Consider the following 15,153-nt stretch of genomic DNA (forward strand, 5'->3'; position numbering starts at 1 on the left):
TCCCTGACACTGAGTAGGCAATGCTGGAGCCATCATTAGCTATACTGCAATGCATCCTGAGCCTCGAGTGAGTAGAATATATTCAGCGGATACGATTCTGTACGACACCATTTATCAGCAGGACGACACCTTCATGCTAAAAATAATTATTCTGATAACATCATTAATCAGCCTGTCAGCCCCAGCTTTTGCCGCCACACAGTGCGGGCCGTTCTACCTTAGAGCCGATAAGAGTGGCTGGTTCTCAGTCAACGGAGAACGCGCAAAAACGCAGAAAGTCACGTTTTCAAAAGAGAAGGGTGATTACGACAACGCCACGATAAAGTTGCTGGTTAAAAACAGCAAAGCACCGGGGATGATAGACATGGAGCTGACGAATCCAGAGGGCAAAGGAATGTTAAGGGCGCAAATCGTCCGCACCAGTCAGAGTCAGATCCGCATACGGGGACTCTATGATTGCGAATCCGTTAAATAGCCGGATCTGCGACCAGCCCGGCGATGCCGCTAACGCAATGTTTTGCACGCTGTAATCATCGCTGAAACCAGTGCGTTGATATCCGGCGCTTTAGGATCGTAGTAAAATGTCGCGCTGGTCTGATGATGGCTGAACTTTGCAATTTCAACCCAGGCTACGGTTTCATTATCCTTTTCGAGGTTATATCGCTTCGTGCCATCTGGCAGAGGATCATCCTGCTCCAGGTAAGCCCGCTGATTCTGCGCCATTTCGATAAGGCAGGACTCAACCTGATAAGGATGACCGTCGAACCAGGCGGTCTTCGTTTCCGGGTGCAATCCAACCCGACCCATATCCACGCATCCGCTCAGCAGGCTTACGCTCAGAGCGATGATTAATCTATTCATGGCATCCACTCTCATTATTTATCCGGCTAATCTGCGCCTTTAAGGCATGGTCATGGACCTGTGATTAAGTCAGTCAGAGCAGATGGTACAACACTCAGCGTCACCAATTCATGAACACAATACTTATCCGCCTCACTTTGAGTTAACGGAGGGCGGATGGAAGGATCAATTTATGGGTAATGTACGAAAAATTCGTAAAGCGCTGCTCCAGAATGAACCTTCAGGGTTTAATGAGCAGTCTGTCAGGAGAAGTTGCCGCACATAAGCAGGAAGGTGGCGAAACGGTGAGAAACACGATTACGCAGAAAATTTTTTGCCCTTAAGGCCTGGCGTCCCCATTGCCGAAAGCATTCTTAAGCAACGATAACGGGCGCGCCCGCCGGGCGCGCCTTATGCACATCAACTTGCTTTGTAGGGATCTTTCTTATCATCCTGGCTGTCATCATTTTTGCGCGGTACTTCGCCATGATCTTTCGGCGCGTCAGTGGCAGGATGATCATCTTCTTCATAGGCATTGCCCGCGTTTGGCGCAGCTTCAGGCAGGCTTTTGCTGACATCACCTTCTTTCTTACGTTCTTCATTCGTATTGTGTTTAAACATAACTCACTCCTTTTTTTCCAGTGCCTTAAGTCTAGACCAGCCCTGACATCCCGCATTTACATCGGGATCAGGAGAGCAAAAAAAGCCCGCCAGAGGCGGGCTAATCGGAGTTTCTCTCATACTGAACACGTCATTTTTCGATGTTCGGGTGTGTGCAGCACAACCATGCTAACGGTAAAGGCCTGATGCAGAAATGGACAAACCTGTCATATCACCTGCGGCAGGTCACATTCCCGACGATAAACATCGATTAATAAATTCGATTGAAGAGATTAATAAAAAGCATATAGTGACCTGCGTTACCAGGAGATAGACATTATGTTACGAGACTATTTAAAGATTGAAGCGGAAGACCAGCTAATTGAACAGCGCACACTGAGCCTGAGAAATCGTGGTCAGGAAGAGGTGACGGAATGGATTATTGTCAGCCGTCAGGGTGTCAAAAAAGGTGGCGTGACCCTGTTCGATAAATTCAGCACCCGCCGCTCATGGCCAGTCAACTATCGCATTATGCAGACCGACCTGCAGGGCAAGGTAGTAGTGGATCAACTGGTCGACGCCCTGTAGTTGCAGGGCTATGACTCTGGCTACTGTTTTCCGCTGAAACGTTAACCCGCACCCGGCGGGTTTTTTTATGGCTGCCGAAAGCGGCGCAATTCTACCAGTGTTCCTATCAGCTTCAGGCTGTCGCGGCCTGAATGCAGCTCGGGGAAGTTGATATTGACCGGTGCCAGTTCAAACTGCGCAACACCATTTTCACTGCCGCGCTGACGCCAGGTGCGCAGCAGGGCATTCTGTTGCTGCATTGCCAGCACGCAGTCACCAGGCTGAGGTGCCAGACAGGGATCGATAATCACCACATCCTCCCGCAGAATGGCGGGTGACATGGCCTGTTCTTCCACCCGGAAGGCAAAACTCTGTTGCGACAGCGCCATGTCGTTGTGCATCAGTTTCTCATAGCGGACAGAGCGGGTGTCACTCAGCCATTGCGCCAGATCGCGTTGTGCCAGAAGCGGGACCTGATGCAGGCCAGCCCAGCTAATTTCGCTGAAAACAGGACCATCCCCATCTATCAGATAAGACGGCGCGCAGCCCAGCGCTTCGGCAAGCCGCAGCAGGTTCTCACCGCGCGGCAGCGTCTCCTCTTTTTCCCATTGCGAAATCGCTACATGAGAGACTTTTACCTGTTGCGCCAATTGCTTCTGCGTTAATTGCAGTGATTTACGTCGGAGTCGGATGCGGTCACCCAGCGTTTCGTTTTTCATTAGCTTGACTTTTTGGTTGAGAGTGGCTTAAGTATACTTAACTCTGGTATTTAAGCAATCTTAAATTCAGGGTGGAGGTCGTGGTTGTTCTGCACGCGGTGTGTTCCAGAGACCTTACCGGAAAAAGGGGTGTGGCATGGAAAGTAGTCTGATTACCAGTATGGGTGCGTTAGTTCTGGGTGGGGGGGCTGCAGCACTGTTCTGGAAACCGTTATTGGCGGGTATTGCGTCAATCGTAACCAGTAATCGAGCCGGCGGCGAAATTATTACCAGCTACAAAGAGCAGGTGGAGTTGTTGAAAGAGAGCAACCTGATAATACGGGAGGAGAACGATGAGTTACGTGAACGTCACGACAGAAATCTGCGACGTATCGCGACACTCGAAACAGATCTGCGGTTAATCAAAAATGCCGTAGGCATTTTACTGGCAATGACCGAAACCGGTCAGAACGATAAATTTCGTAATGAAATTGATCGGCTGATCTCAACTCTGGAGGATCGCAGCGATGGCAACGATTAACAGCCTTAAGGCACCTATGTCATACCGGCGCAAAGTTATTCTCGGCTGCATTCTGCTGAGCTGTTCGATGATTTGCATTCTGATGACAATTATTTTTCTTTACGTCAGTAACACGGCAAATAAGCGGGTTGAGGAGATCCGGGCAGATTATCGGATCATTGCAGCGCGGCGTGATGACCGTGTGGATTTGCTGACCAGTCAGGTGTCAGCGTTACAGCATAAGCTTGATGTGATACCGGATCGCATCGCTGACAAAACGATCACAAAAGTAAAAAAAGTCGTGATTGAGAAGGAGGTGCCATCCGCGAAACCCACGGAGAAACCGTAACTTCCGATTATTCTTAGTGCGGCTTCGCTATCATCGACTAGTTTTAAATCTCCGGACGACATTTTGTATCTGAACTGACGTCCGCTGATTGGCCGGTTGATGAACCGCTAAGCCTAATCACTTTTGATAATTGACCAGAAGGAAATTTAGCATGAGCGATTCAACAGAAACCAAAACCAAAAACGACTATCTGCGCGATGTGACTTCGCAGCTGAAGGAGATGCGCCACTACGCGCAGACCAACACCGAAACCCTTTCCAGCCATTGGTTAGCGTTTGATGCCGGTGAATATAAAGATAAGACAAACGCCGATCGTATCGATGGGTTGCTGAATAAGCAGGGTAAACTGCTGGAAGATCTGGATGCCGCTATTCAGGACATCGAGATTGAAATTAATCACAGTGAGCAGGAGAGCTGATTCATCTCCCGCTGACTGATACGGTGGCCGCTAATGGATTAGTCGGCTACCAGCCACATTTCCGCTTCGTCGAACATCTCTTCAACAATACGCGCAACTGTCGCCTTATCGTTCTTACTCAAATCAGTATCAATCGCGTTACGTTCCATCGGCTTAACCTTAACTTCGATGTCAGGAAACACCCGATGCACCCGCTTTTCCAGCTCCTCACGAATCATCTCGCGAGCACCCGGTAAACCGGCAACGTTGCGCTTGTCATAAATCAACTCAACAAACATGATGGCAATCCATTCAGGGCAAAATCGCTGATATATAATACTGTAAATAAAAACAGTAGCAAGGCAGTACGCCTGATTTCGCGTAAATTTTTATCTCGCCCAGACCTCAATCTTCGGCTAGCAAAATGCGCACGCATCACGACATAATGTCGGCTTACTTTTCAGGAGGTCCGCGATGCGACAACTGGTAATTGATATTCTGCTGAAGCTGGCAAAGATGGACGTCGACGCAAAAGAGCTGACGGCGCAGCTTGAAGCGCAATCCCTGCTGGTTGCAGCGCTGCTGGTGCAGGCGAAACAGGACAACTCGCTGACTATTACAGAAACGGTGCAGGATGCCATCATTACCGCTTCGCAATCGTCGACTGAGTTTCTGCAGTCGGATGTTGATCTGCTCCTGACACACATCAATCGTCTGCTGGCGGTTGCAAGCTATGTAGAAGTGAAAGGCAAAGCCACGGAAGAGCGGGAGTAGGGCCATTTATCAATATGCCTCCAGAGAGGGAAGCCCGGCAATCTCTCCGGAGGCAGTGCAGTTGCTTTGCCCACAAGGGCAATCATGACCTGCGGCATGACGCGAAGGTCTCGCGTTTTTGCTTTACTGCTTTATCCGATGCTGCACGACAGGCTGAGAGGTGTAACTTATACCTCTTCAGTGGATTGAACATTACAGCTCGTTTTTGATGCAAAACTCTTCCCAGCTCATCCCCAGAGACTCAGCATGAGATTTGAGATAGGTCTCGATAGCCTCAGCCGCTACCGCTTTATCCGGCTCAGCGAGCTGAATAGAAAAAATCATCCCATCCAGATTCTTCTGCCGTAAAAAGGCTGCATAGATGCGTTCGGCGTGCCATTCACGCAGCTGTCGCAGTGACAGATTAGCGGCACGAGCATCGCTCTCCGTTAACTCATCCAGTGCAGACTGAAAGTCGGGATGCGCGGTAAAAAACATTTCACGTGCCTGAGCATAATAGGCTTCTGGCGTTTTCATATTTATATTCCTGAAAGGCTGATGCAGCGCGTCAGTGTATCGGGTTGTCTTCCGCTTGTCAGGCGTGCCAGAGCCCATTCAGACTGCCAGTTGCCGATCAAAAAGCTGACCGGTCTCCTGGCTCAAGGGTAAATTCTGCTGTAAACAGTCGCTCGCGGGTGTCTGAACAGCCAGATACCTTGCGCTACGCGGTAGAAAAATTATAACGTAGCCGCCATTGACGCGATCTTAGGGATTAAACATGAAAAAGTGGATGCTGATTGCCGCGCTGGCACTGAGTGGCTGTGCGCAAATCAACGATTATGAAAATGCGGTACAGACGCCGGCACCCGCTGATCTGCAGGGGAACTGGCAAACCGTTGGACCACAGAGCAGTCTGATCAGCGGACAGGCAATAGCCAGTCTGATTATCAATGCGGATGGCAGCACGCTGGATTGCCGTCAGTGGATGCGTGTGATTGCGAAGCCGGGCAAACTCACCCGTCTGAACGGTGACTATGTCAACGTCACGCGCAAGATTCGGGTGATGCCGCTGGTCGTTGATAACAGCGAACTTAACTATGACGGGCTGACTCTGCGCAAGGTGGCGCGGCCGACAACAGAGTGTCAGCAGGCACTGGAAGAAGTGGCAAAACAGCCGAAAGCTGCTGTCATTCAGAACATTGAACCGCAGCTATTGCGCACGCCTATTACTGACCATAACGCGCAGTCGTAACCGCAGCCCATAAAAAACGCCCCGGTAGCGCACGCACGCGTCTGCCGGGGCGGTTTTACGTTTACTCAGTCACTTATTCTGCTACAACCCAGACGCTGACGCTGCCACCGTTACAGACAAAGACGGCTGTGCCGTGCTCGTCGGCGGTAATGGTCTCTTCACGGTTGCCCAGATGATCGCGCCAGACCTTACCGGCAAAGCCTTCGCCCATCGGCACACTTTTCTCGCCCGCATCGCCGTTCGACATGATCACCACACAGCCAGGTTGCGTTTCGGTGCCGCTTCGGCTGAACGCCACGCAGTTGGGATGATCAAAATAGTCGGTCTGCACGCCCCAGCCATACTGCTGACGCGCCCGGATTAATCCTTCGAGTTCAGGAATGACCGGCATCTCGATTTTGTGCGCCTCGCCGTCGCCGCCCTCATCTTCATACGTCGCCCCGAACAGGTCAGGATAGAAAATGGTCGGTACGCCCTGCTCACGCAGCAGGATCAGCGCATAGGCCAGCGGTTTGAACCAGGCTTCAACCGGCGCTTCCAGCGACTGCAGCGGCTGGGTGTCATGGTTAGCCACGATCGTTACGGCATGCCACGGATCCGCCACCACCAGCGAGTTAGCGAAAATCTGGCTCATGTCGTAGGCGCTGCCTGCGGTTGAGGCTTGATGGAAGTTCATATGCAGTGGCGCATCAAACAGCATGGTTTTGCCTTCCACCTGATGCACATACTCCTGCAGTTTCTCGGTTTCAAACGACCAGTATTCCGCGACGATAAACATCGGCTCTTCAGCGACTTCCTGAATATGATCGATCCACTCTTTATAGAACCAGGCCGGGATATGTTTTACCGCATCCAGACGGAAGCCGGTGCAGGGCACCTGTTCCATCACCCAGCGCGCCCAGTATTTCAGCTCTTCCCTGACCGCATTGTTGCGAAAATCGATGTTGGCACCCATCAGATAGTCGAAGTTGCCCAGCTCGTTATCAACCTGATCGTTCCAGCCTTCGGCGGTGTAGTCGTTGATGATTTTGAATACGCCGTTTTCGTCCGGGTTTTCGATGTGGTCTACGCCGCTAAAGCATTTGTGGTCCCAGACAAATTTCGAATACTCACCGGCGCGTGCCGGAAAGGTGAATTTCGTCCAGGCTTCACATTCGACGACCTCGTCATAAATTTCATCGCGGTTGTCCGGATTGACGCGATTGACGCTGATCGCCTCTTTCTCGTCCGCGCCCATTTTGTGGTTCAGCACCACATCCAGCAGCACCCCAACGTTGTGGCTGCGCAGGGCTTCCATGGCAGCCAGTAACTGCGTTTTGTCGCCATATTTGGTGGCAACGCCCCCTTTCTGATCAAATTCCCCCAGGTCGAACAGATCGTAGCTGTCGTAACCCACTGAATAGCCGCCCGAACCCCCTTTGTAGCAGGGTGGCAGCCATGCCATAGTGATACCAACTTCGCTGAGCCAGGCCGCGCGATCGGCGACTTCGGGCCACAGTCTGCTGCCATCCGGGTAATACCAATGGAAAAACTGTAATAACGTTGGGTTTTGCATATACCACACTCCAGGGGATGATGAAAATCAAGTATGGAGTAAGCGGCAGAAAAGAGACGCCGCGCAGAAAAATAAATCTGGCGGCGTAGCAGAGCAGGGGGTCAGGAGAGGGTTTCGCGCGGCACCATCACAATGCCGCCCTGGCTGGCATAGGCGGACATCACCGATTTCTGACGGCTGTTCTGACCGACCAGCGAGGCCAGCTCATCCATCCGCGCCTGCAGCAGGCGTTTCACTTCGCTTTCGTTATCGAGGATACGGCGCAGCACCGGACGTAACTGCTCCTGCGTCTGGGATGAAGGCGATACCGCCTCTGTCGACTGGGCTAAGTTCTGCACCGCATTGACATACTCCATCTCCCGGCTGATCAATTCATCCCATTCGCCCTGTGCGGCATGACGCAGCATTCCCTGGCTGAGATCGAGTAACTGTTGGTAAACGGTAATCAGATGCGGTGCAGTAGTCATTAAACGGCGTCCTGAATCAGGTTAGGTTGAACCACTTCTTTCCACGCGTCCGCGATGTTGCGCAGCAGGCCTTCGACCTCTTCAACCGCTGCAACATCATTGTGCAGGTTGGCCTGCAACAGGCGACGCGTCATATAGTTGTAAAGATCCAGCAGATTGTCTGCCAGCTCATCACCCCGGTTTTCAGCCAGACCCTCTTTCAGGCCCGCTTCGATAATATTGATGGCTTTGGAAATGGAACTGCCTTTGCCTTCAATATTGCCATCCTGCATAAACAGACGGGCGCGGATTAACGCGCTTAGTGCGCCGTCGAACAGCATCACGACCAGCTGTTGCTGGCTGGCGCTCATCACGGCGCTTTCTACGCCAATTTTTGCATAGGCTTTGGTGCCTGTAGCGGTGTACATGGTCACTCCTATGATTTGTCAGAAGAACTTGACGTATCAAACTGCTGCGTCAGATATGTACTGGTTGAGTTAAGTTTACTGATGGCCAGATCCAGCTGGGTAAACTGTGTTTTGTAGCGTGCGATATCCGCATCAATGCGATCGCTGGTGGTGTTGTAGAGGGTGGTTAAGTTATTCAGCGTTTTGCTGACACCATCAGTAGCCGCCTGAACAATCCCTTTAGTTGCAAGCCAGTCAGTCAGTTTGCTGTCGATTTTCGCGGTAATGCCTGTTTTACCGTCACCCACGATCATCTCTTTCACGCCCGCAGCATCTTTATCCAGGGCGGCGCTCAGCTTGGTCGAATCCAGTTTTAATGAACCGGTAGTAGGATCGGTGGTCACACCAATCTGACCCAGTGATTTATAAGAAGATGAGCTTTGCGCGTTGGTGAGCATGCTTTTCAGCTGAGTCTCAATGGTGCGTAACGTGCTGTCACCCAGCAGGGCACCATTACTGGAGTCCTGTTCGTCACTGTTAGTGTCGACTTTGGTATATTTGGTCAGCGTATTGAACTGATCCAGCAACGTATTGTAGGCATCCACCCAGGCGCTGATAGCACTGGAGGCTTTCGACGTATCTTTGGTGATCGTCAGAGTTTGATCACCAACCGTCTGCGCGGTCAGATTTAAGGTTATCCCTTCCAGTGCATCACTAATCTGGTTGCTGCTGTTCTCAATCGCAACGTTGTTCACAGTAAGTTTGGCATTCTGCGCCGCGACGCTCTGGGTCATTACATTGCTGCTGGCGGATGCGTCAAAGCCTACGATTCCCTGCAGCGTGTCGTCGCCGGTAACGGCAATCGTTGCCACCGCATTGTCACTGCCGGTTTTATTGGCGCTCATGGAAAGACGGAAACTGCCGTCTGACACCTTAATGATACTGGCGGTGATACCCGCATTCGCGCCATTAATAGCGTCACGCATACCGGTCAGCGAGGTCTGATCGGCCGAGAGCGTCACGCTTTTGCTGGTACCATCTTTTAAGGTAATCGCGATGCTACGGCTGGCCACTGAACTGTCACCCAGTGCGGTAGTGCTACTGCTCTGCACTGCTGAGGTCAGAACCTGCGCCTGTGCCAGCTGCGTGACGTTAATCGCATATTTACCGGCGACGGTGCTGCTGCCCGAAGTAGTGGCACTGAACGCCGAAGAGCTACTGGTCGCGGTGGTGGCGGTGAACAGGTCGGCACTGTTCAGCTTGGTGTTGGCGGTCTGAAACGTCGTCAGTGAACTTTTCAGGGTGGCATAGGCACTGAGCTTGGCCGTATAAGCTGACTGTTGTTTTGAAATCGGTGTGAGTGCAGCTTTTTCAGCGGTGGTCAGACTGTCAAGCATGGTACTGAGGGGCAGGCCGGAACCTACACCCAGGTTACTTATACTAGCCATGTTAATTCCTTTATAAGGTCGACAGGGAAATTGATACCTGGGTTATCGGCCTTGAATAAGGAAAGTTTAACGTTATTTGCCTTAGGGTAATGAGGTAAATAAGCCCTATAGAGAAGGGTAATTCAGTGACTAGAAAATTAATGAATCAGGTCTAAAGAAGTTCGGCAGGGTGGCGATAACTTAAAACGTGACAGGCTGAAGCAGAAAAATTCGCCTGGTACTAAAAAAATTCTAAAGGTTGTTAAACGGCAGACGATAACAACTTTGACGGCGCTGAAGCCGGCGGGTTGAAGCCCACACCTTAACCGAAAGACTTGATTAACAGGAAAATTTATCATGGCCCAAGTCATTAATACCAACAGCCTCTCGCTGATCACTCAGAACAACATCAACAAGAACCAGTCAGCTCTGTCTACTTCAATGGAGCGTCTGTCTTCTGGTTTACGTATCAACAGCGCGAAAGATGACGCTGCTGGTCAGGCGATTGCCAACCGTTTCACCTCTAACATCAAGGGCCTGACTCAGGCTGCTCGTAACGCTAACGACGGTATCTCTGCTGCGCAGACTACTGAAGGCGCGCTGTCAGAAATCAACAACAACTTACAGCGTATCCGTGAGCTGACTGTACAGGCTTCAAGCGGTACTAACTCAGATTCTGACAAATCTTCAATCCAGGACGAAATCAAATCACGTCTGGACGAGATTGACCGCGTATCGGGTCAGACTCAGTTCAACGGCGTGAACGTGCTGGCTAAAGACGGCAAAATGAACATCCAGGTTGGCGCTAACGATGGCGAAACCATCACTATCGACCTGAAAAAAATCGACTCCAAGACCCTGGGTCTGGATAGCTTCAACGTGAACGGTCCTGCGGGTACCCCAACTGCAGCTGGCGCAACAGAATTTAAAGCTGCTTACGGTTCTACTACCAACGTAACTGGCGCAACTGTTGCTGAATCAACTGCTGATGCCCTGTCTACCCGTCTGGGTGTGGCAACTTCAGGTGTGACTGTTGACACCGGTACTGTGTACAAAGATGACAACGGCAAAATGTTTGCTAAAGTCACTGTTGCATCAGCAAGCGCTGCTGAAACCAACAACCTGAAAGCAAATGGCTTTGATATCGCCAGCGGCGCGTCTCAGTCCTTCTTCGTCGCAGTTGACCCACAGTCAGCCGATACTGCAACGACTGCAGGCACCGCAGCGTTCAAGCTGGACACCTCTAACATGAGCCTGTCAAGCCTGACCACTGGCGCATCATCAAGCCCACTGGCTAAACTGGATGAAGCGATTGCAAGCGTGGATAAGTTCCGTTCTTCACTGGGTGCGATTCAGAACCGTCTGAACTCAGCCGTGACTAACCTGAGCAACACCACGACCAACCTGTCAGCTGCACAGTCTCGTATCCAGGATGCTGACTACGCAACTGAAGTTTCAAACATGTCTAAAGCGCAGATCGTACAGCAGGCTGGTAACTCCGTGCTGGCGAAAGCTAACCAGGTTCCACAGCAGGTTCTGTCTCTGCTGCAGGGCTAATCGATTCCCTCAGAATCCACGCAAAAACCCCGCCTCGGCGGGGTTTTTTTATGGCTGAAGAATAGTCCTGCGTTGTTGTTCTGGCAGATTAGGCCCTCTTTGCTGTTTTACTTCTCCGATTGAACCCAGGCACAAAGATTATGCTAAAGCAAAATGTGCGCTGCTCTCAGTCGGTCATGACTCAGAGGAATCAGTGAGAGAGAGTAAAATGCATCAACATGATCTTGTCAGCATCATCATTACCTCAGGCGCTTCAGCCTGGTTTACAAACGCACTCGACAGTGTGCTCAGCCAGGATTACCCGCATACTGAAATCATTGTGGCTGATTACAGTGACGCGCCTTTTATTCATAAGAAGCTACAGGGTTATCTTGTCCGATACGGCCATCTTCTTCGCTATTTAAAAATAGATGATGGGACACCGGTTTATCAGGCTGCCGTCAGCGCAGCGCGCGGAAAATATATTAAATTCCTGTCAGATGCCGATCTCCTGAAACCTGCCTGCGTCTCCACACTAGTCTCAGGCCTGATGGCACAGCCTGCGTGCCGTGTGGCTGCCTCCCCTCGGGAACGGGTAGGTCCACAGGGTGAAGTGCTGCCCGAGCTTATCTCAACATCGGCTTTGTACAGTGAAAACAGCATTATCAACGGCCAGGATTTGCTGCGTAATCAGACACTGAAAGCGTACAGTCTGCCGGGAGAAATGACCGCCGCCCTGTTTTACCGCGAAGATCTCACCAGCAGCCTTATCGATCATTCACTGCTCACCTCCGGCGATCCGGCATTGCAGGCGGTTCCGGCACTGGTTATTTTTCACCATTTATTAAGGCACAGCCACCTTCTCTGGTTTGCTACGCCGTTGTGTAGCATTCGTGCTTCAGATGTGGAATTTCAGCCTCATCAGCGTGAAAGTAACGATATTTTCAGAGACGGGCGAGAGGCGTTATATGAAAAGATCCGTAACGAAAGCTGGTTTAATGATGTCGACCATGAGCCACATCTCACGCGCGTTGCTTCCACGGATCGACCTGATCTGTTTGGCCTCAAAAATCTTTCTGAAGAGCAGCAGAAGAACTTTACCTTAGACACGCTTGCGACGTGGAGAGCTTCACGCACCCTGAATCCATTGCAGCATAATATGTTGGTGGATCTTGCCGCGACGCACACGCATCCCGTCAGCGTGCTGGTCGTGATTACGGTTACAGAAGAGACCGTCACCGGTCTGGATACACTTTTAAAATCGATCGGCCAGACAGCGACAGTGGGCATCCGGTTTGAACCGGTTATCGTTGCCATCGACGTAACGCCTGACACGGACGCTGAATGCTATGCCGCAACAGAGCAGAGCCGAATCAGTGTCATCAATCAAATCATCCATGAACGTGAAGACCATTGGGTCATGTTTCTTGAGGCGACCACGATTCTGCACGCATCCGGTATGATCGCATTGAGCAAAATGCTCCTCGTTCAAAACCATTATTTAGCACTCTATGCGGATGAATTTTTTTATATCGATAATGCACCACTTGGTGCCGCTTTCAGGCCCGATTTTAATCTTGACTTACTGCTCAGTTCGCCCAAAACGATGGCGCAACACTGGTTATTCCGGCGAGAGCTGCTGTTAGCGGCGGAAGGACTGGATGCCGATTATCCCGCTTCAGCAGAGTTTGATCTCATTGTTAAGCTGATTGAATCTCAGGGGTTTGAGGGTATCGGTCACCTCGCTGAGCCGTTGTTAACAGGTCATCTGAAAAGCAGAGATATCCTTGAAGATGTGGCGATCATTGAGCGGCATTTGCATAATCGCGGCTACCCCGATGGACGAGCGGCATTAGATAAATTCTTCAATTACCGTTTACGATACAACCATCCCGATAAGCCGGTTGTCTCAATCATCATTCTGGCTAACTGGGATCTCGCTTCGCTGATTAGTTGCGTCACGACCGTGCTGGAAAAAACCACCTGGCACCACTACGAGATGATCATCATCTCTGATAACCAGGGTACGACTGAGCGGGATAAATGGTTGTCAGATATTGCAAAAGTTGATCCTGTCCGCATAAAAACGGCAAGCTTTAACGGCGCATTCAGCCACAGTGCGATGGCTAATCTCGCCGCTGAACAGGCCACAGGAGACTATCTGCTGTTCATGCATTGTGAAATGGCGGTCACGGACGGTGAATGGCTCGATAATCTCCTGAATCATGGACTACGACCCGAAGTCTTTGCTGTGGGTGGAAAGCATCTCTCATCTGACAATAAGATCAGGCATGCAGGTTACGTCCTGGGGGTAAACGGTGCAGTGGGTGAAGTCTTCAGAGGGAATGACGACAAAGACGCCAACTATCTGGGACGCATGAATGTCGATCAGAACTACAGTGCCGTTTCGGGTGATCTGATGCTGATGCGCAAATCGGTATTCGACGAGCTGGGAGGATTTGATCAGGATAAGCGCTTATATGCTGACGTTGATCTGTGCCTGAAGGCACGGGAGCAGGGCTATCTGACGGTCTGGACACCTTATGCCCGTCTGCATCGTCCCGCAGCACGCACCAGCCCGTTCCCGGATGAAAGCGTGCAGGCGTCCAGTAAATTAAAACAGCTGGAAGAAGACAAAATTTATGCTGAATGGATGCCGGTTGTGGCCAGTGACCCTGCGTATAACCCAAACCTTTCAATGCGAAGTCGTCACTTCGAATTACGAAATGACGATGTTAACTGGCTGCCGGTCAGAGCAGAAAATCTGCCCACCTTCCTTGCGCATAATGCCGATATTTACGGTTGCGGACATTACCGTATCACTCAACCGCTTGAGGCGATGATAGCGGAAGGCGTTGCTCAGGGGAAAAGCGGTATGACACTGCTGACTTTGAGTGAAATGGGGCAGTTCAGCCCCGATAGTCTGATTATCCAGCGCCGGTATGCACCAGCATTTCATAACTGGATGGAGCGAGTCAGTAAACTTCACAACGTATTTAAGGTGTTTGAACTGGACGATTACATCATTAATCTGCCCATGAAACATCATGGCCGTCACGCTTATAAGCAGGAGACGACAAAATTAATACGTAAAAGCCTGAGCTTTTTTGACCGCTTTGTGGTCTCTACCGCACCACTGGCCGACGCGATGCGTGATATGCACCCGGACATCGTTGTGATGAAAAATCGCCTTCCTTCAGAGGCCTGGGGCAGCCTTCGTTCACTGCGTCAGCAGGGTAAGAAACCCCGTGTGGGCTGGGCCGGCGGTGTCAGCCATCGGGGCGATCTTGAAATGATTTTCGACATTGTCCGGGAATTTTCGAAAGACGTTGAATGGATCTTTATGGGTATGTGTCCGGATAAACTCCGTCCCTACGTGCATGAAATACACAATGGCGTTGATCTCACACTTTATCCTGCAGCGCTCGCGTCGCTCAATCTCGATCTGGCGCTGGCACCGGTTGAAGACAATATCTTTAACGCCTGTAAAAGTAACCTGAGGTTACTGGAGTACGGTGCCTGCGGGGTGCCCGTTATTTGCAGTAACGTTGCCTGTTATCGGGACGATAATCTGCCGGTTACCCGTGTTAATAACCGTTTCATTGACTGGCGCGAGGCTATCCGGATGCATCTGGCTGACCCGGATGCCAGCGCAAAAATGGGGATGGAATTGCAGGCTGAGATTCGACGTAACTGGATGCTGACCGGTGAGACCCTGCGCCTGTGGGCAAAAGCCTGGCAGCCCTGATTTCTTTCGGCAGCTGTTAACCTTTCAGGCTATCTGATCAAAATTTCAGATGGCCTGA

The 15,153-nt window shown here is 51.0% G+C and carries 18 protein-coding genes; 9 read left to right on the top strand and 9 right to left on the bottom strand.

Annotation, left to right across the window (positions count from 1 at the left end):
• Positions 1-67 precede the first annotated feature (67 nt).
• The gene (locus F3I20_RS08740; RefSeq protein ID WP_223811668.1) at positions 68-475 is read left to right on the top strand and encodes an STY1065/STY2022 family phage-derived protein; all 408 of its coding nucleotides are present in this window, start codon (positions 68-70) and stop codon (positions 473-475) included.
• Between the two features lie 29 nt (positions 476-504).
• On the opposite strand, the gene F3I20_RS08745 is transcribed toward F3I20_RS08740, so the two are convergent.
• Together F3I20_RS08745 and F3I20_RS08750 are read right to left on the bottom strand one after the other, a co-directional pair.
• Positions 505-861, bottom strand: coding sequence for a hypothetical protein (locus F3I20_RS08745; RefSeq protein ID WP_150014862.1), 357 nt, complete (start codon positions 859-861; stop codon positions 505-507).
• A 399-nt stretch (positions 862-1,260) separates the two neighbouring features.
• The gene (locus tag F3I20_RS08750) at positions 1,261-1,461 is read right to left on the bottom strand and encodes a hypothetical protein (protein ID WP_010247636.1); all 201 of its coding nucleotides are present in this window, start codon (positions 1,459-1,461) and stop codon (positions 1,261-1,263) included.
• 318 nt (positions 1,462-1,779) lie between these two features.
• Between F3I20_RS08750 and F3I20_RS08755 the strand changes: the two genes are divergently transcribed.
• Positions 1,780-2,028 carry a hypothetical protein gene (locus F3I20_RS08755; RefSeq protein ID WP_150014864.1) on the top strand — a complete coding sequence of 83 codons (249 nt, stop codon included), beginning with the start codon at positions 1,780-1,782 and terminating at the stop codon, positions 2,026-2,028.
• Positions 2,029-2,093: 65 nt separating this feature from the next.
• Here the strand turns inward: F3I20_RS08755 and F3I20_RS08760 are convergent, their stop codons facing one another.
• The gene (locus tag F3I20_RS08760) at positions 2,094-2,726 is read right to left on the bottom strand and encodes a helix-turn-helix domain-containing protein (RefSeq protein WP_150014866.1); all 633 of its coding nucleotides are present in this window, start codon (positions 2,724-2,726) and stop codon (positions 2,094-2,096) included.
• A 136-nt stretch (positions 2,727-2,862) separates the two neighbouring features.
• On the opposite strand from F3I20_RS08760, the gene F3I20_RS08765 reads away from it, so the two are divergent.
• From F3I20_RS08765 to F3I20_RS08775, 3 genes are all read left to right on the top strand, one after another.
• Complete coding sequence (locus F3I20_RS08765) at positions 2,863-3,246, top strand: hypothetical protein (protein WP_150014868.1); 384 nt, start codon at positions 2,863-2,865, stop codon at positions 3,244-3,246.
• Entirely contained in the window at positions 3,233-3,574 is a 342-nt protein-coding gene (locus F3I20_RS08770; RefSeq protein ID WP_150059916.1) for a hypothetical protein, read from the top strand. Before F3I20_RS08765 ends, F3I20_RS08770 begins: the two co-directional genes overlap by 14 nt.
• A gap of 151 nt (positions 3,575-3,725) precedes the next feature.
• A complete protein-coding gene (locus F3I20_RS08775) occupies positions 3,726-3,992 on the top strand; it encodes a hypothetical protein (RefSeq protein ID WP_150014872.1) in 267 nt (88 codons plus the stop codon).
• Positions 3,993-4,030: 38 nt separating this feature from the next.
• On the opposite strand, the gene F3I20_RS08780 is transcribed toward F3I20_RS08775, so the two are convergent.
• Entirely contained in the window at positions 4,031-4,270 is a 240-nt protein-coding gene (locus F3I20_RS08780) for a DinI-like family protein (RefSeq protein WP_003854508.1), read from the bottom strand.
• Positions 4,271-4,445: 175 nt separating this feature from the next.
• Here F3I20_RS08780 and iraP point away from each other — a divergent pair, with 175 nt between their 5' ends.
• Complete coding sequence (gene iraP, locus F3I20_RS08785; protein ID WP_013358264.1) at positions 4,446-4,745, top strand: anti-adapter protein IraP; 300 nt, start codon at positions 4,446-4,448, stop codon at positions 4,743-4,745.
• A 192-nt stretch (positions 4,746-4,937) separates the two neighbouring features.
• Here the strand turns inward: iraP and F3I20_RS08790 are convergent, their stop codons facing one another.
• Positions 4,938-5,261 (bottom strand): DUF6388 family protein, encoded by a 324-nt coding sequence (locus tag F3I20_RS08790; protein ID WP_008926858.1) that lies wholly within the window; start codon positions 5,259-5,261, stop codon positions 4,938-4,940.
• A 241-nt stretch (positions 5,262-5,502) separates the two neighbouring features.
• Between F3I20_RS08790 and yedD the strand changes: the two genes are divergently transcribed.
• Positions 5,503-5,976, top strand: coding sequence for a lipoprotein YedD (gene yedD / locus F3I20_RS08795; protein ID WP_150014874.1), 474 nt, complete (start codon positions 5,503-5,505; stop codon positions 5,974-5,976).
• Positions 5,977-6,049: 73 nt separating this feature from the next.
• On the opposite strand, the gene amyA is transcribed toward yedD, so the two are convergent.
• The 4 genes from amyA to fliD form a co-directional block, all read right to left on the bottom strand.
• On the bottom strand, positions 6,050-7,531 hold the full coding sequence (gene amyA, locus F3I20_RS08800) for an alpha-amylase (RefSeq protein ID WP_150014876.1): 1,482 nt from the start codon (positions 7,529-7,531) through the stop codon (positions 6,050-6,052).
• Between the two features lie 101 nt (positions 7,532-7,632).
• Positions 7,633-7,998: a flagella biosynthesis regulatory protein FliT gene (gene fliT / locus F3I20_RS08805; RefSeq protein WP_150014878.1), complete on the bottom strand. Its 366-nt coding sequence runs from the start codon at positions 7,996-7,998 to the stop codon at positions 7,633-7,635.
• Positions 7,998-8,405 (bottom strand): flagellar export chaperone FliS, encoded by a 408-nt coding sequence (gene fliS / locus F3I20_RS08810; RefSeq protein ID WP_033733039.1) that lies wholly within the window; start codon positions 8,403-8,405, stop codon positions 7,998-8,000. Before fliS ends, fliT begins: the two co-directional genes overlap by 1 nt.
• Before the next feature lie 8 nt (positions 8,406-8,413).
• Complete coding sequence (fliD, locus tag F3I20_RS08815) at positions 8,414-9,832, bottom strand: flagellar filament capping protein FliD (RefSeq protein ID WP_150014880.1); 1,419 nt, start codon at positions 9,830-9,832, stop codon at positions 8,414-8,416.
• Positions 9,833-10,168: 336 nt separating this feature from the next.
• Here fliD and F3I20_RS08820 point away from each other — a divergent pair, with 336 nt between their 5' ends.
• Together F3I20_RS08820 and F3I20_RS08825 are read left to right on the top strand one after the other, a co-directional pair.
• Positions 10,169-11,368, top strand: a complete 1,200-nt coding sequence (locus tag F3I20_RS08820) for a FliC/FljB family flagellin (RefSeq protein WP_150014882.1) — start codon at positions 10,169-10,171, stop codon at positions 11,366-11,368.
• Positions 11,369-11,576: 208 nt separating this feature from the next.
• Positions 11,577-15,095, top strand: a complete 3,519-nt coding sequence (locus F3I20_RS08825) for a glycosyltransferase (RefSeq protein WP_150014884.1) — start codon at positions 11,577-11,579, stop codon at positions 15,093-15,095.
• Positions 15,096-15,153 lie beyond the last annotated feature (58 nt).

It is taken from the genome of Candidatus Pantoea gossypiicola (assembly GCF_008632075.1).
Classification (GTDB): domain Bacteria; phylum Pseudomonadota; class Gammaproteobacteria; order Enterobacterales; family Enterobacteriaceae; genus Pantoea; species Pantoea gossypiicola.

What these genes read in the sequence shown, in the direction of transcription:
- F3I20_RS08820 (WP_150014882.1), top strand. Translation starts at nt 10,169, where the DNA reads ATGGCCCAAGTCATTAATACCAACAGCCTCTCGCTGATCACTCAGAAC.
- F3I20_RS08755 (WP_150014864.1), top strand. Translation starts at nt 1,780, where the DNA reads ATGTTACGAGACTATTTAAAGATTGAAGCGGAAGACCAGCTAATTGAA.
- F3I20_RS08760 (WP_150014866.1), bottom strand. Translation starts at nt 2,726, where the DNA reads ATGAAAAACGAAACGCTGGGTGACCGCATCCGACTCCGACGTAAATCA.
- fliT (WP_150014878.1), bottom strand. Translation starts at nt 7,998, where the DNA reads ATGACTACTGCACCGCATCTGATTACCGTTTACCAACAGTTACTCGAT.
- fliS (WP_033733039.1), bottom strand. Translation starts at nt 8,405, where the DNA reads ATGTACACCGCTACAGGCACCAAAGCCTATGCAAAAATTGGCGTAGAA.
- F3I20_RS08780 (WP_003854508.1), bottom strand. Translation starts at nt 4,270, where the DNA reads ATGTTTGTTGAGTTGATTTATGACAAGCGCAACGTTGCCGGTTTACCG.
- F3I20_RS08775 (WP_150014872.1), top strand. Translation starts at nt 3,726, where the DNA reads ATGAGCGATTCAACAGAAACCAAAACCAAAAACGACTATCTGCGCGAT.
- F3I20_RS08790 (WP_008926858.1), bottom strand. Translation starts at nt 5,261, where the DNA reads ATGAAAACGCCAGAAGCCTATTATGCTCAGGCACGTGAAATGTTTTTT.
- iraP (WP_013358264.1), top strand. Translation starts at nt 4,446, where the DNA reads ATGCGACAACTGGTAATTGATATTCTGCTGAAGCTGGCAAAGATGGAC.
- yedD (WP_150014874.1), top strand. Translation starts at nt 5,503, where the DNA reads ATGAAAAAGTGGATGCTGATTGCCGCGCTGGCACTGAGTGGCTGTGCG.
- F3I20_RS08765 (WP_150014868.1), top strand. Translation starts at nt 2,863, where the DNA reads ATGGAAAGTAGTCTGATTACCAGTATGGGTGCGTTAGTTCTGGGTGGG.
- F3I20_RS08770 (WP_150059916.1), top strand. Translation starts at nt 3,233, where the DNA reads ATGGCAACGATTAACAGCCTTAAGGCACCTATGTCATACCGGCGCAAA.
- F3I20_RS08750 (WP_010247636.1), bottom strand. Translation starts at nt 1,461, where the DNA reads ATGTTTAAACACAATACGAATGAAGAACGTAAGAAAGAAGGTGATGTC.
- fliD (WP_150014880.1), bottom strand. Translation starts at nt 9,832, where the DNA reads ATGGCTAGTATAAGTAACCTGGGTGTAGGTTCCGGCCTGCCCCTCAGT.
- F3I20_RS08825 (WP_150014884.1), top strand. Translation starts at nt 11,577, where the DNA reads ATGCATCAACATGATCTTGTCAGCATCATCATTACCTCAGGCGCTTCA.
- amyA (WP_150014876.1), bottom strand. Translation starts at nt 7,531, where the DNA reads ATGCAAAACCCAACGTTATTACAGTTTTTCCATTGGTATTACCCGGAT.
- F3I20_RS08745 (WP_150014862.1), bottom strand. Translation starts at nt 861, where the DNA reads ATGAATAGATTAATCATCGCTCTGAGCGTAAGCCTGCTGAGCGGATGC.